9 protein-coding genes and 1 pseudogene are annotated in these 13,094 nt (G+C 55.4%); 7 read left to right on the top strand and 3 right to left on the bottom strand.

Translation table 11 applies throughout. The features are described 5' to 3' along the window. Positions 1 to 89: 89 nt before the first annotated feature. Positions 90 to 2,157: pseudogene (locus JKP81_RS12215) on the top strand (RHS repeat-associated core domain-containing protein); the annotation flags it as partial. A gap of 931 nt (positions 2,158 to 3,088) precedes the next feature. Here JKP81_RS12215 and JKP81_RS12220 read toward each other — a convergent pair. Next, positions 3,089 to 3,817, bottom strand: a complete 729-nt coding sequence (locus JKP81_RS12220) for a metallophosphoesterase (protein ID WP_200551948.1) — start codon at positions 3,815 to 3,817, stop codon at positions 3,089 to 3,091. Positions 3,818 to 3,971: 154 nt separating this feature from the next. Here JKP81_RS12220 and JKP81_RS12225 point away from each other — a divergent pair, with 154 nt between their 5' ends. After that, positions 3,972 to 4,577 carry a hypothetical protein gene (locus JKP81_RS12225; RefSeq protein ID WP_200551949.1) on the top strand — a complete coding sequence of 202 codons (606 nt, stop codon included), beginning with the start codon at positions 3,972 to 3,974 and terminating at the stop codon, positions 4,575 to 4,577. Here JKP81_RS12225 and JKP81_RS12230 read toward each other — a convergent pair whose 3' ends face one another. Beyond that, positions 4,578 to 5,480, bottom strand: a complete 903-nt coding sequence (locus tag JKP81_RS12230) for a LysR family transcriptional regulator (protein ID WP_200551950.1) — start codon at positions 5,478 to 5,480, stop codon at positions 4,578 to 4,580. 101 nt (positions 5,481 to 5,581) lie between these two features. On the opposite strand from JKP81_RS12230, the gene JKP81_RS12235 reads away from it, so the two are divergent. Continuing rightward, the gene (locus tag JKP81_RS12235) at positions 5,582 to 6,406 is read left to right on the top strand and encodes an SDR family oxidoreductase (RefSeq protein WP_200551951.1); all 825 of its coding nucleotides are present in this window, start codon (positions 5,582 to 5,584) and stop codon (positions 6,404 to 6,406) included. On the opposite strand, the gene JKP81_RS12240 is transcribed toward JKP81_RS12235, so the two are convergent. Beyond that, positions 6,403 to 7,344, bottom strand: coding sequence for a zinc-dependent alcohol dehydrogenase family protein (locus tag JKP81_RS12240; protein ID WP_200551952.1), 942 nt, complete (start codon positions 7,342 to 7,344; stop codon positions 6,403 to 6,405). The genes JKP81_RS12235 and JKP81_RS12240 overlap by 4 nt on opposite strands. A 45-nt stretch (positions 7,345 to 7,389) precedes the next feature. On the opposite strand from JKP81_RS12240, the gene bla reads away from it, so the two are divergent. The 4 genes from bla to fdnI all read left to right on the top strand — a co-directional run bounded on the left by bla (position 7,390) and on the right by fdnI (position 13,006). Beyond that, a complete protein-coding gene (gene bla / locus JKP81_RS12245; RefSeq protein WP_200551953.1) occupies positions 7,390 to 8,259 on the top strand; it encodes a class A beta-lactamase in 870 nt (289 codons plus the stop codon). A 162-nt stretch (positions 8,260 to 8,421) separates the two neighbouring features. Then, positions 8,422 to 11,472: a formate dehydrogenase-N subunit alpha gene (fdnG, locus tag JKP81_RS12250; protein ID WP_200551954.1), complete on the top strand. Its 3,051-nt coding sequence runs from the start codon at positions 8,422 to 8,424 to the stop codon at positions 11,470 to 11,472. A gap of 12 nt (positions 11,473 to 11,484) precedes the next feature. Next, entirely contained in the window at positions 11,485 to 12,372 is an 888-nt protein-coding gene (gene fdxH / locus JKP81_RS12255; protein ID WP_200551955.1) for a formate dehydrogenase subunit beta, read from the top strand. After that, positions 12,365 to 13,006 carry a formate dehydrogenase-N subunit gamma gene (gene fdnI, locus JKP81_RS12260; protein WP_200551956.1) on the top strand — a complete coding sequence of 214 codons (642 nt, stop codon included), beginning with the start codon at positions 12,365 to 12,367 and terminating at the stop codon, positions 13,004 to 13,006. The genes fdxH and fdnI overlap by 8 nt, the downstream gene beginning before the upstream one ends. Positions 13,007 to 13,094 lie beyond the last annotated feature (88 nt).

The following is a 13,094-nucleotide window of genomic DNA, read 5'->3' on the forward strand; positions in this document are numbered from 1 at the left end:
CTAAAGCCGCTTATTCAGTCGCGGTAATCCTGCTGGCGACAGATTTGCCCTGTAAAACTCACGTTGACTAACGTACACAGGAGAAATCAATGAGCGCAACGCTATGTAATCAAACGCCCATGGTGTCCGTCTTTGACAACCGCAGACGAACTGTGCGCGATATTGTTTATTGTCGGCATCCCGACCGTCCGGACGATAACGATGAGCGAATTACCCACCATCGCTACGATGTGTGTGGCAATCTGGCGCGCAGCGCCGATCCACGCCTGTATCACGAGGGGTTGGTGAACATAACCTATCTCAACGATCTTGGCGGGCGCATCTTACGCACACAGAGTGTCGATGCGGGTACTACCGTGGTACTTAGCGACGCCGCTAACCGGCTGTTTATAGAGGTAAAAAATATTCGTATCACTGACGATGGATCGCAGGAGAGAAGCGAGGCAGTGACCTGTGTCTGGCAGTATGAAGACGCCGGATTACCGGGGCATTTATTGAGCGTGCGGGAACAGATAAATGGTGGCATTGCCTGTATCACTGAGCGGCGAGTTTACGCAGGTGGCACCGACGCCGAGAAAAAATGGAACCTGGCTGGTGAATGCATCAGCCACTACACCACAGCCGGTCTGGTACAGAGTGACAGCATATCCCTGACGGGAGTCTCCCTTTCCGTCACCCGCAGATTGCTGAATAACGCCGACAATCCCGACATTATTGCTGACTGGCAAGGTGAAGAGGCTGCCGAGTGGAACGAGAAGCTCGGTGGAGAAATATTTACCACCCTGACCACGACGAACGCCATCGGCGAGTGGCTAACGACCACGGATGCTAAAGGCAATCGGCAACGAGTAGCCTATGACAAAGCGGGGCAGCTCTCCGGTAGCTGGATGAAGCTGAAGGACGGTACGGAATGGGGCATCGTTAAAAGTATTACCTATTCTGCGGCGGGGCAGAAACTGCGAGAAGAGCAGGGAAATGGCGTGGTGATCACCTACAGTTATGAGCCAGAAACGCAACGCCTCATCGCGGTTAAAACGGAACGTCCGGCAGGGCACACTTGCGGCGCGAAGGTGTTGCAAGATCTTCGCTATGAATATGACCCGGTGGGCAATGTGTTGATCGTACATAACGATGCGGAAGAGACACGTTTCTGGCGTAATCAAAAAGTGGTGCCCGACAACCGCTATATTTACGACAGTCTTTACCAGTTGGTTAGTGCCAGCGGGCGCGAGATGGCAACTGCGAATTCTCCAGGCCGCAGCTTACCCTACGTGATGATCCCCCTTCCTGCCGACAATTCTGTATTCTCCAGCTACACACGTACTTACGCCTACGACAGGGCAGGCAATCTGACGCAGATTCGTCATAGTGCTCCCATGACAAACAATAGCTATACAACGGACATTACTGTCAGCGATCGCAGCAACCGGGCGGTGACGAACAGGCTTGTGGAAAACCCAACAGAAGTGGAGGCGCTGTTTACTGCTGGCGGCCAGCAGAAACAGTTGTGGCCCGGTCAGAATCTGAGCTGGACAACTCGCAACGAACTCCTGAAGTGCTCCTCGGTGGTGCGTGACAATGCCGATGATGATCAGGAAAACTACCGTTATGAAGCTGATAGTCACCGCGTTCTTAAAATCAGTTTGCAGAAAACAAACACCAGCACATTGATGCGTCGGGTCATTTACCTGCCATGCCTGGAGCTGAGAACCAAAACAAACGGTATCAATGAGCTTGAAAGTTTGCAGGTTATTACTGCAAGGGAGGTGGGGGGGGGCGCAGACGCGGATTCTCTATTGGGAGAGCGGCGCACCCGCTGATATTAGCGATGTGCAGGTGCGCTACAGCTACGATAATCTCACAGGCAGCAGTCTGCTTGAGCTGGATGGCGAGGGTAATATCATCAGTATGGAAGCGTTCTATCCTTACGGGGGGACAGCAATCTGGAGCGCCCGAAGCATGACGGAAGCAGAATACAAAACCGTGCGATACTCGGGTAAAGAGCGTGATGCGACCGGGCTGTATAATTTCGGTTACCGGTATTATCAGCCATGGCTGGGGCGTTGGCTTTCGGCAGATCCGTCGGGAAAACTCGATGGACTCAATATGTTCCGCATGACGCGAAATAATCCTGTTACATTAAGCGATCCTGATGGACGAAAACCCGTGCTGGTTAATCTTTTTCATTCACTACGAAAATCATCCTCGCCTAAAACTCATCAAGTTGAAACAAACAAACCAGCGATTGACGAGCCTGTTTATGCGCCAAATATAAAAAGCCGAAGAGGGCAAATTGAGCAACAATATCAGCAAGCGAAAGCAGGTGATAAAGGTAACTGGCTTGAAGCGTATCAGCGTCAGGTCCGGGGGCAGCTATTGACCTCTGCATCGATGCCATTACCTGCCTCCTTACCCGGTGAAAGCACTGTTTTATCAGCAAGTTCATCGAGCAATCAGCGGGCGGGCAGGCCACTTTCCGATGTGGCCAATAATACGGTTTCTGAGCCGGGTATTGCTGGCGACAAATATATTAAAAATATCGGCTCTGAACCATTAAGTATTAGTGAAATGAGAAAGCATTATAATCAGGGGGTAATTTCATATATTAATATATCCAACACCGAAGAAAATGCGAATGACAAAATAAGTCAGCTCATACGCGAACATAAATCTCTCAGGAAACATAATGAATATTTATTCGCTCTGTCTGAAAGCGCTGGGTTGAGAATAATGGAAAGAGGCCGGTTATATTCAAACATAAATGAGCATGTGTTTCACCATAATAATATCTATTTAACCAGGATGGATATTCTGAGCGCGGGCACCCTGTTTGTGGAAAATAATAAGATTTCGATTACTAATTTTTCCGGCCACTATAAGCCATCCGGGGAATCGCTGACGCATATTCATGATTTTTTATTACGCCTCGGTGTACGTCCTCAGCAGTTTGAAATAGCGAGCTATAAATTCAATGGCTGATGTCGCGGGTCATTAAGTGCCGGGCGTCAGAACGCGTACCCGGCAGGAAAATGTCGCGTGAAAAAGCGGCGGGTTTGCATGATGGCCCGCCAGCCTCTCCTCGCTGGTGCTACAGCGCGACAAAATGGCTAACGCGGGTATCACCGCGCAGGTCGTGAATGAGAAGTGCAGGCGGATCGCTTACCGCTGGGATGTGCTGAGCATTGATCATCAGCGGGTTCGCCGGGCAGATGGAGCCGCAAAGATACGCCGGGATACCGGCAAATGTGGCGGACATCGCGCGGTGGACGTGGCCTGCACACAGCGCCAGCGGAGGGTGCGGTAAGCGCGCCAACAGTTGTGCCAGCGCTTCACCGCCCTCGCACATGGCGTTATCCAGCGGGGCAATGCCGCTCGGAAAAAGATGCTGGTGCAAAAAGATCATTGCCGGTTGCGGCTGCGCCCGCAGCGCCGCTTCCAGCCAGTGCAGATGCGGGCGGATATCGCCCCGGCTTTCACCGCTTACGGTCACATCCACGCCAATCACCGGCACGTTATTTATGTGCTCTTGAAAATGCAGCGCGTCATGCGCAGCGCGGTGAGAAAAAGCGGCCAGATTTCCACACATCACGGTTTTATCATCGGCATTGCCGGGCAGGATCAGCGAGCGGCACGCCAGGCGCTGTAAGGCGCTGTCAATGGCGCGATAGCCCGCACCCCAGCCGTCATCGATTAAATCGCCGCTCACCACCAGCAGATCGGGATTGAGCGCAAGCAACCAGTCGATGGCGCGATGCAGGCGCTGAAGGTTGTCGTTATCCGGCGCAGCATGAATATCGCTCAGTTGGGCAATCAGCATTCTCTCTCCGGTTTATCCGTGTCCAAGCTTCAAAGCGTAGCCTAATAAGGCGCGCCGTAGAAACGGCATAAGTGACTGCATTGATGGTGAAAAATGTCATCTGCTTTTATTATCTGCCGAAAGCTGACTCACCAGCGCCTTTGCGGACAATCACATGTCATACCGGGCTTATTTTCTTTACCTTGAGCATTCCGCCCATGAAGCGGGCGATTTCATTGATGCGGCGGATGTTGAGTGGCCGCCGGAAGGCGAGCTTATCGAAATCGACGTCAATCCCTTCGGGCGGCGCGGCGCGTTCCGACGCAAGGTTGTTATCTGCCAGAATAATAAAGTCGTGATGCTGCTGCGCGTGTTTGTGGGCGTCGATGAGCTCGGTTGCCTGCTGGAACTCTGTTTCTGCCACACCTTGAGTAATGAGCATACGGTGGCGTTTATTTGCGGTCAGCATGTGCATCTGTTTGATATCGCGTCGCGCCGTACGACAATCGATTTTCTGCGCGATTATGTGGTGCAAATGTGCCCGCTGCCGGAGTATGCCGATACGCTGACAGACGATTTCTTTGTGACCACGATGCAAAACGTTTTTCTGGCCAATGTGCATACCGGCGTGGTCTGGACGTCGCCGCAATGCGGGTATGACTGCGTGCTGGTTCACCGGATAGCTGACGGTGTGGTATATGGCTCGGGCGACTGGGACCCGCCGGACGGCGGGCGCGATTTCCGCCTGGATCTGCGCACCGGGCAGTTACTTGACGACTGATTACAACACCGCTTCGTTGGCCTCGCGAATGGCGGCGATAAACGCGTTCAACGTCGCCGGTATTTGCCGGTGACCGGAATAATAGAGACACAAGCCGGCAATCGGCGGGCTGAACGGCGACAACACCTGTTGCGCCAGCCCGTTGTTGATCGCCTCGTGGGCATAGGGTTCCGGGACATAAGCAATGCCTAAGCCTTTTACCACCGCGTCGACCATTAGCGCGCTGTTATCAAGACATAAATTGCCGGGCACGTTGAGCGTCAGCGGCTTGCCCTGTTGCACAAACTCCCAGCGATAGCGTTTTCCGCTCGGCAAACGCTGGGCGATACAGCGATGCTGTAAAAGATCCGCCGGGCTTTGCGGTACACCTGCGTTGTTGAGATAGTGCGGCGAGGCGATGGTGATAAAGCGGATTGGCCCGCCGAAGGGCACCGCAATCATATCGAGCGGTACTGCTTCCGCCAGCCGTACGCCCGCATCAAACCCGTCGGCGACGATATCCACCAGCCGGCCTTCGGTCACGATATCCAGCACCACCTGCGGGTGCGCCTGTAAAAAGCCGTCGACCACGTGCGCCAGCAGCCAGCGCGCGCCACCTTCATTCGCGTTAATACGCAACGTACCGTGCAGCTCCTGCGGGCGAAAACGGGTTGCATCCAGCGCCGTATCTAACTGGTTAAGCAGGGGATCAATGCGCTGCAACAACGCCGCACCTTCTTCCGTCAACGAGACACTGCGGGTGGTGCGATGTAACAAGCGCACACCTAGCTGGCTTTCCAGCCCGCGCATGGCGTGGCTGAGCGAGGAACGGGATACACCCAGTTCATTGGCGGCTTGTTGAAAACTGCGGTGCCGGGCGACCAGCAGGAACGCTTTTAAATCTGCGAGACTGACATTTTTCATTGTTGAATATTTTTCACCGCTGCATGTCGATTGGTGCGTCTTATCATAGCAGCGCCGGTTGCTTACGCTCTCCACTCACCGGAAAACATGTGGAGGTATTTATGATGACATGGCTGATCACCGGCGCTTCGTCCGGGCTGGGATTGTTGATGACGCAAACGCTGCTGGCACGCGGTGGCCGCGTGGTGGCCTGCGTGCGGCGCGTGGATGCGCTGAGTACATTACAGGCGCACTATCCGTCGCGGCTGCACGTCAGCTGTTTTGATATGACCGATAGCGCCGCACTGCGCCGCGAAGTGGACGCCGCGTTTTCCACTTTTGGTGTGATTGAACGGGTGGTCAGCAACGCCGGATACGGCTTGTTTGGCGCGGCGGAAGAGGTGAGCGATGCGCAAATTGACCGGCAGGTAGCTACCAATCTTACCGGCTCCATCCAGTTAGTCCGTGCCGTGTTGCCGTGGCTGCGCGAGCAGCAAGGCGGGCGGATTGTGCAGGTCTCTTCTGAAGGCGGCCAGGTAGCCTATCCCAATTTCAGCCTTTACCATGCCAGCAAATGGGGTATTGAAGGTTTTCTGGAATCGGTGGCGCAGGAGGTGAAACCGTTTGGTATCGACATCGTGATTGCCGAACCCGGCCCAACGCAAACCGGATTCGGTGCCGGGCTCGATCACGCCACGCCGCTCGCCGTCTATGACAATACGCCTGCGGGCGAGGTACGCCGGGGAATTGCCAGTGGCAGTTTTGACATAAAAGGCGATGCGCAGCGCACGGTTGATGCGATTATCGCGGCGGCAGACGCCCCCGCGCCGCCGTTCCGGGTGCCACTGGGCAGCCTTGCCTGGGAGCACCTGGTGGCCTCGCTCCGCACCCGATTAGCGGAAATTGAGCGCCAGCGCGGTGTGGCGTATTCAGCCGACCGGGATTAAAACGACAGCAGCGGTTTGGCTATCCGGCCTGGCGTCTGGTACAGCGTGATAGCCTGCTGCCACTGCTGAAAATCAACCACCATGACCTCGCTCACGTGCGTTGTGCGCAGTCGCTCCCAGAGCGTGCAAAACGCCTGCTGCCAGCCATCAGCCGTCATTGCGTCGAGATAGTTACGCACATGGAACCAGTGGACTGCGGGTAAGCGCTGGCGAATGCTGAATGGCTGCCCGGAGAGCAAACCGTAGCTGATAAATTGCCCGGTTTTCGGCATTGATTGCAGCAGCGTTTCTGCCAGTGTGCCGCCGGTGGCGTCATAGATAACGCCGGCTTTACCCGCCGCCTGTTTGATGGCAGCGCTCTCCGTATCGGCCAGCGCTTTCACGCCGCAGGCCGCCAGGCGGCTGGCGTGGATGGCGGAGCGATAAATGCCGGTCACGCTTTTTGCCCCCTGAAGCCTGGCCCACTGCGCAAGGTAACCGGCGCAGTCAGAACCCGCCGCGGTGACCAGCACATGTTGGCCGTGAGCCGGGTAATGTTCCAGCATCATCTGTGCGGCCAGCGGATTGATGTAGGCGCGGGCGGCAAGCGTATCGTCAATATCATCCGGCACCGGCACAGCCAGTTCCGCCGGGCAATCCACATACTGCTGCCAGGTGCCCTGACCGCGCAGCGGCAACACGCGTTTGCCCAGCAGATGCGCGTCTGAGCCAGACGTTTCTGTTACCACGCCCACGCCTTCATAACCCGCGACGGCGGGCAGGGTAATGCGGTGACTGTAGGCGCCGGTGACCGGGATCAAATCCGAGGCGTTCAACGGCGCAAGGCGCATTTTGACGCGAACCTGTCCTGCCGGAAGCGGTGCCAGCGCGGTGGTTTCAGCTTGCAGAACAGTCTGCGGTTCGCCGAAACTTCTGTACACTAACGCGGTGTTATACATGATGCCCACTCGTGATGTTGCTCTGTCTGAACAAGGATTATACCTATGTTTTTCCCAGTGAAATCAATCTGTTCTTTACTGTTGTTGAGCGCCTTTGCCGCCAGCGCCGCCAATATTGATAACGCCACGCTGACGGCGGTGGCCCGCCTGCAGGAAGAGCACTTAGGCGCGCGCATCGGCATTGCGGTGGTGGATACCGCCAGCGGTGAGACGGTGAGCTACCGGGGCGATGAGCGTTTTCCGCTAAACAGTACCCACAAAGCGCTGCTGTGCGGCGCGTTGCTGAGCAAGGTCGACAAAGGTGAACTGGCGTTAAATGAGACCACCCAGTTTTCCCAAAGTGAACTGGTTCCTTATTCGCCGGTAACCAGCAAGTTTGTTTCGCCTTCATCGATGAGCTGGCAGCAACTGTGCAGCGCAGCAATCACTGAAAGTGACAACACGGCGGCAAATCTGCTGGCGAAAAAGCTGGGCGGACCGGCAGCGGTGACGCGTTTCTTTGCTGATTCAGGTGACAGTGTCACGCGACTCGATCGCGGCGAACCTGAACTCAACAGCGCCGTGCCGGGCGATTTGCGCGATACCACCACGCCGCTGGCTGTCAGCCACACGCTGCAAAAGCTGGCGCTTGGCGAGGTATTAACGCCGCGTTCGCGTGCGCAACTGGTGCAGTGGATGAAAGAGGATAAAGTCGCCGATGCGTTGTTGCGTTCCACGTTGCCAAAAGGCTGGGTGATTGGCGATAAAACCGGGGCGGGCGGATATGGTTCGCGGTCGATTATCAGTATTGTCTGGCCGAAAAAAGGCGCGCCTCGTATTGTATCTATTTATATAACGGATACTAAAGCGACAATGGCGCAAAGTAATGACGCCATTGCCCGCATCGGCAAAGCCATATTCAGCGCGACGAAGTAATAAAAAGGGCAGAGAGAAAAATCTCTGCCACTTATTTTAGTTAAATAACTTTCTGCCCCAAATTACCCGCAAAAATAACCATAAATGGATAATGGTTAAGTGTTGAGAATATCCTTATAATCTCCGTCCCTTTTCATGTCTTAAGTTTAAGCTGGAGGACAAATGGAGCTCAACCGGAGGCAGTTCTTTCGGATCTGCGCGGGCGGTCTGGCAGGAAGCACTGTCGCATCTCTCGGATTTTTATCTTCTTTTTCCGTTCACGCGGAAACCCGTCAATATAAACTCTTAAAAGCAAAAGAGACGCGAAATAACTGCACCTATTGTTCAGTCGGCTGCGGCATGCTGATGTACAGCCTCGGTGATAATGCGAAAAATGTCAGTGAAAGTATTTATCACATTGAAGGCGACGCCGATCATCCGGTGAGCCGGGGTTCATTGTGCCCAAAAGGCGCTGGTGTTCTGGACTATATTCACAGCGAAAATCGTTTATTACATCCACAATATCGCGCGCCGGGTTCAGATAAATGGCAGCGAATTAGCTGGGATGAAGCCATTGATAAGATCGCGCGGTTAATGAAAAAAGATCGCGATGAAAACTTTATTGAAAAAAATGCGCAGGGCGTAACGGTCAATCGCTGGACCACCACCGGCATGCTCTGTTCTTCCGCCGCCAGTAATGAGACCGGCATTCTTGACGGCAAATTTACCCGCGCGCTGGGCATGGTGGCGATCGACTGTCAGGCGCGTTTGTGCCACGGCCCGACCGTTTCCGCACTGGCACCGACCTTTGGTCGCGGCGCGATGACCAACAACTGGGTAGATATTAAAAACGCCAACGTGGTGCTGATCATGGGCGGTAATGCCGCTGAAGCGCACCCGGTCGGCTTTAAGTGGGTGGTGGAAGCGCAAACCAAAAACGACGCCACCGTAATGGTCGTCGATCCGCGTTTTAACCGCAGTGCGGCGGTGGCCGATTTCTATGCGCCGATCCGCGCCGGTTCCGATACCGCGTTCCTGCTGGGTGCTATCCGCTATCTGATTGAACATGACCAGATCCAGCATGAATATGTGCGTCACTACACCAATGCCAGCCTGATTATTCGCGAGGATTACGCGTTTAACGACGGCCTGTTCAGCGGCTACGACGCGCAAAAACGCCAGTACGACAAATCCAGTTGGTTCTACCAACTCGACGCTCAGGGCAACGCGCTGCGCGACGAGACGCTGAGCCATCCGCGCTGCGTGTGGAACTTGCTCAAAGCCCACGTTGCGCGTTACACGCCGGAAATGGTCAGCCGCTTGTGCGGCACCTCGGTGAAAGATTTCACCCATGTCTGCGCGGTGCTCGGCAGCACCAGTGTCCCGAATCGCACCGCCACCATTCTTTATGCGCTGGGCTGGACGCACCACTCGGCCGGGGCGCAAATCATTCGCGCGGCGGGGATGCTGCAACTGCTGCTCGGTAATATCGGCATGGCGGGCGGCGGCGTGAATGCGCTGCGCGGTCACTCGAATATTCAGGGTTATACCGACTTAGGTTTGCTGTCGACCAACCTGCCGGGTTATATGCCGCTGCCCTCGGAAAAACAGCCGGATTACCAGACCTATATTTCACAGATCACGCCGCCGTCGCTGGGGGTGAATGAAGTGAACTACTGGCAAAATACGCCGAAGTTTTTCATCAGCATGATGAAGAGTTTCTGGGGCGATCGCGCCACGGCGGAGAACAACTGGGGTTACGACTGGCTGCCGAAATGGGATCGTCTCTACGATGTGATGACCCAGGCCGAGCTGATGATCGAAGGCAAAATCAACGGTTATATCGTGCAGGGGTTCAACCCGCTGGCGGCTTTCCCGGATAAGAACAAGTCATCACGCGCGCTGGCAAAACTGAAATACATGGTGGTTATCGATCCGCTGGCGACCGAATCCTCCACCTTCTGGCAGAATCATGGTGAGATGAACGACGTCAATCCGGCGGAAATTCAGACCGAGGTGTTCCGTCTGCCATCCTCCTGCTTTGCTGAAGAGGACGGTTCTATTGCCAACTCCGGGCGCTGGTTACAGTGGCACTGGGCCGCCGCCGAGCCGCCTGGAGAAGCATTGCACGACGCCAAAATCCTGGGACGCCTGTTTATGCGCCTGCGCGAGTTGTATCAGGCCGAAGGCGGAGCCAACCCGGAACCGCTGCTGAACATGTCCTGGGATTATAAAGATCCGTACGATCCGCATCCCGAAGAAGTCGCCCGCGAAGCCAACGGCAAAGCACTGCGCGATCTGTATGACGACAAAGGCACGTTGATTGCCAGAAAAGGCGAGCAGTTAAGCAGCTTTGCGCAACTGCGTGATGATGGCTCCACCAGCAGCTTCTGCTGGGTGTATTGCGGTAGCTGGACGGAGCGCGGTAATCAGATGGCGAACCGTGATAACAGCGATCCGTACGGGCTGGGCTGCACGCCGGGCTGGGCGTGGTCGTGGCCGGCGAACCGCCGCATTCTTTACAACCGCGCCTCTGCCGATCCGGCGGGTAAACCGTGGGATGCGAAGCGCGCGCTGTTGCACTGGGATGGTCAGCGCTGGACAGGTATGGACGTTGCCGACTACAGCCAGGCGGCACCAGGCAGCAATGTCGGGCCGTTTATCATGAACCCGGAAGGCGTGGCGCGACTGTTCTCCATCGACAAGATGAACGACGGCCCGTTCCCGGAACACTACGAGCCGATTGAATCACCGATTGGCACCAACCCGCTGCACCCGGAGGTGGTTTCCAGCCCGGTGGCGCGCATTTTCGCCGCCGATAAAGCCAATATGGGCAAAGCGGATGCCTTCCCGTATGTCGCCACCACCTACTCAATAACCGAGCTGTTCCGCCACTGGACGAAACATGCCCGCCTTAACGCTATCGCGCAGCCGGATCAGTTTGTGGAGATTGGCGAAGCGCTGGCAAAAGAGAAGGGCATTCTCGCCGGAGACGAAGTGAAAATAATGTCGAAACGCGGCTTTATCAAAGCCAAAGCGGTGGTGACCAAACGCTTGCAGACGCTAACTATCGACGGGCGCAGCATCGATACCGTCGGTATTCCGTGCCACTGGGGTTTTGAAGGGGCCACGCGCAAAGGCTTCCTTGCTAACACGCTGACGCCGTCTGTCGGCGACGCTAACTCGCAGACGCCGGAATACAAGGCGTTTTTGGTCAATATTGAGAAGGCGTAAGGAAGCGAAACCATGTCCATGCAATCACAAGACATTATTAAACGTTCAGCGACCAACGGTTTTACGCCGCCGCCGCAGGCACGGGATTTCCGCGCTGAAGTGGCAAAGCTGATTGATGTGTCCACCTGTATCGGCTGTAAAGGCTGTCAGGTGGCCTGCTCCGAGTGGAACGATATCCGCGATGAAGTGGGGTACTGCGCCGGAGTGTATGACAACCCGCTCGATTTAAGCGCCAAATCCTGGACGGTGATGCGCTTTAGCGAGACCACGCAAAACGGCAAACTGGAGTGGCTGATCCGCAAAGATGGCTGTATGCACTGCGCGGAGCCGGGCTGTCTGAAAGCCTGCCCGTCTGCGGGGGCGATCATTCAGTACGCCAACGGGATTGTCGATTTCCAGTCGGAGCACTGCATTGGCTGCGGTTACTGCATTGCCGGTTGCCCGTTCAACGTGCCGCGCCTCAATCCGGACGATAACCGGGTCTACAAATGCACGCTCTGCGTCGATCGCGTCAGCGTCGGTCAGGAGCCTGCCTGCGTGAAAACCTGTCCGACCGGGGCGATCCATTTCGGCACCAAAGCCGAGATGCTGGAACTTGGCGAACAACGCGTGGCGCAGTTGCAAAAACGCGGTTACGTCAATGCGGGGGTGTACAACCCGCAGGGCGTGGGCGGAACGCATGTGATGTATGTGTTGCAGCATGCTGACCAGCCGGGGCTGTATCACAATCTGCCTGCAGAACCGAAAATTGATGTGCCGGTTACTCTGTGGAAAGGCATTCTCAAGCCGCTCTCCGCCGCCGGGTTTATCGCCACTTTTGCCGGTCTGCTGTTCCACTACATCGGTGTAGGCCCGAACAAAGAGACGGATGACGATGAAGAGGAGCACGACCATGAATAAAAGCAAAATGATCCTGCGCACCAAATTTATCGACAGGGCGTGCCACTGGACGGTCGTTACCTGCTTCTTTCTGGTGGCGTTATCCGGTATCGCGCTCTTTTTCCCGACGCTGCACTGGCTGACGCAAACCTTCGGCACGCCGCAGATGGGGCGCATTCTGCACCCATTCTTTGGCGTGCTGATCTTTCTGATCCTGATGTTTATGTTTGTGCGTTTTGTGCATCACAACATCCCGGATAAGAAAGATCTGCCGTGGCTGAAAAACATTGTCGAAGTGCTGAAAGGCAATGAGCACAAGGTTGCGGATGTCGGCAAATATAACGCCGGGCAGAAAATGATGTTCTGGACCATCATGAGCATGATTTCGCTGCTGCTGGCGTCGGGCGTGGTGATTTGGCGTCCGTATTTTGCCCACTTTTTCCCCATCTGGCTGATTCGCTGGTGTTTGCTGGCGCATGCCACTTCCGCCATTATTCTGATGCTCGCCATCCTGGTGCACATGTATATGGCGTTCTGGGTGAAAGGGTCGATCAAAGGCATGATTGAAGGCAAAGTGAGCCGCCGCTGGGCGAAGAAGCACCATCCGCGCTGGTATCGTGAAGTCGAAGCCGCAGAAGAAAAACAACAGCAGTAACGTAACTCACCGCCCGGTATGCGCGTGCATCACCGGGCGGCCCGCCAATGGCTTTGCAGTTTATCGACTATGATTGTTCTTCGTGACA

Origin of the sequence: Kosakonia sp. LAM2021 (assembly GCF_016620385.1) — a bacterium.
Taxonomy (GTDB): domain Bacteria; phylum Pseudomonadota; class Gammaproteobacteria; order Enterobacterales; family Enterobacteriaceae; genus Kosakonia; species Kosakonia sacchari.

Coding starts and splice junctions, on each gene's coding strand:
- JKP81_RS12240 (WP_200551952.1), bottom strand. CDS start 7,344: ATGTATAACACCGCGTTAGTGTACAGAAGTTTCGGCGAACCGCAGACT.
- fdxH (WP_200551955.1), top strand. CDS start 11,485: ATGTCCATGCAATCACAAGACATTATTAAACGTTCAGCGACCAACGGT.
- fdnG (WP_200551954.1), top strand. CDS start 8,422: ATGGAGCTCAACCGGAGGCAGTTCTTTCGGATCTGCGCGGGCGGTCTG.
- JKP81_RS12235 (WP_200551951.1), top strand. CDS start 5,582: ATGATGACATGGCTGATCACCGGCGCTTCGTCCGGGCTGGGATTGTTG.
- JKP81_RS12220 (WP_200551948.1), bottom strand. CDS start 3,817: ATGCTGATTGCCCAACTGAGCGATATTCATGCTGCGCCGGATAACGAC.
- JKP81_RS12225 (WP_200551949.1), top strand. CDS start 3,972: ATGTCATACCGGGCTTATTTTCTTTACCTTGAGCATTCCGCCCATGAA.
- fdnI (WP_200551956.1), top strand. CDS start 12,365: ATGAATAAAAGCAAAATGATCCTGCGCACCAAATTTATCGACAGGGCG.
- JKP81_RS12230 (WP_200551950.1), bottom strand. CDS start 5,480: ATGAAAAATGTCAGTCTCGCAGATTTAAAAGCGTTCCTGCTGGTCGCC.
- bla (WP_200551953.1), top strand. CDS start 7,390: ATGTTTTTCCCAGTGAAATCAATCTGTTCTTTACTGTTGTTGAGCGCC.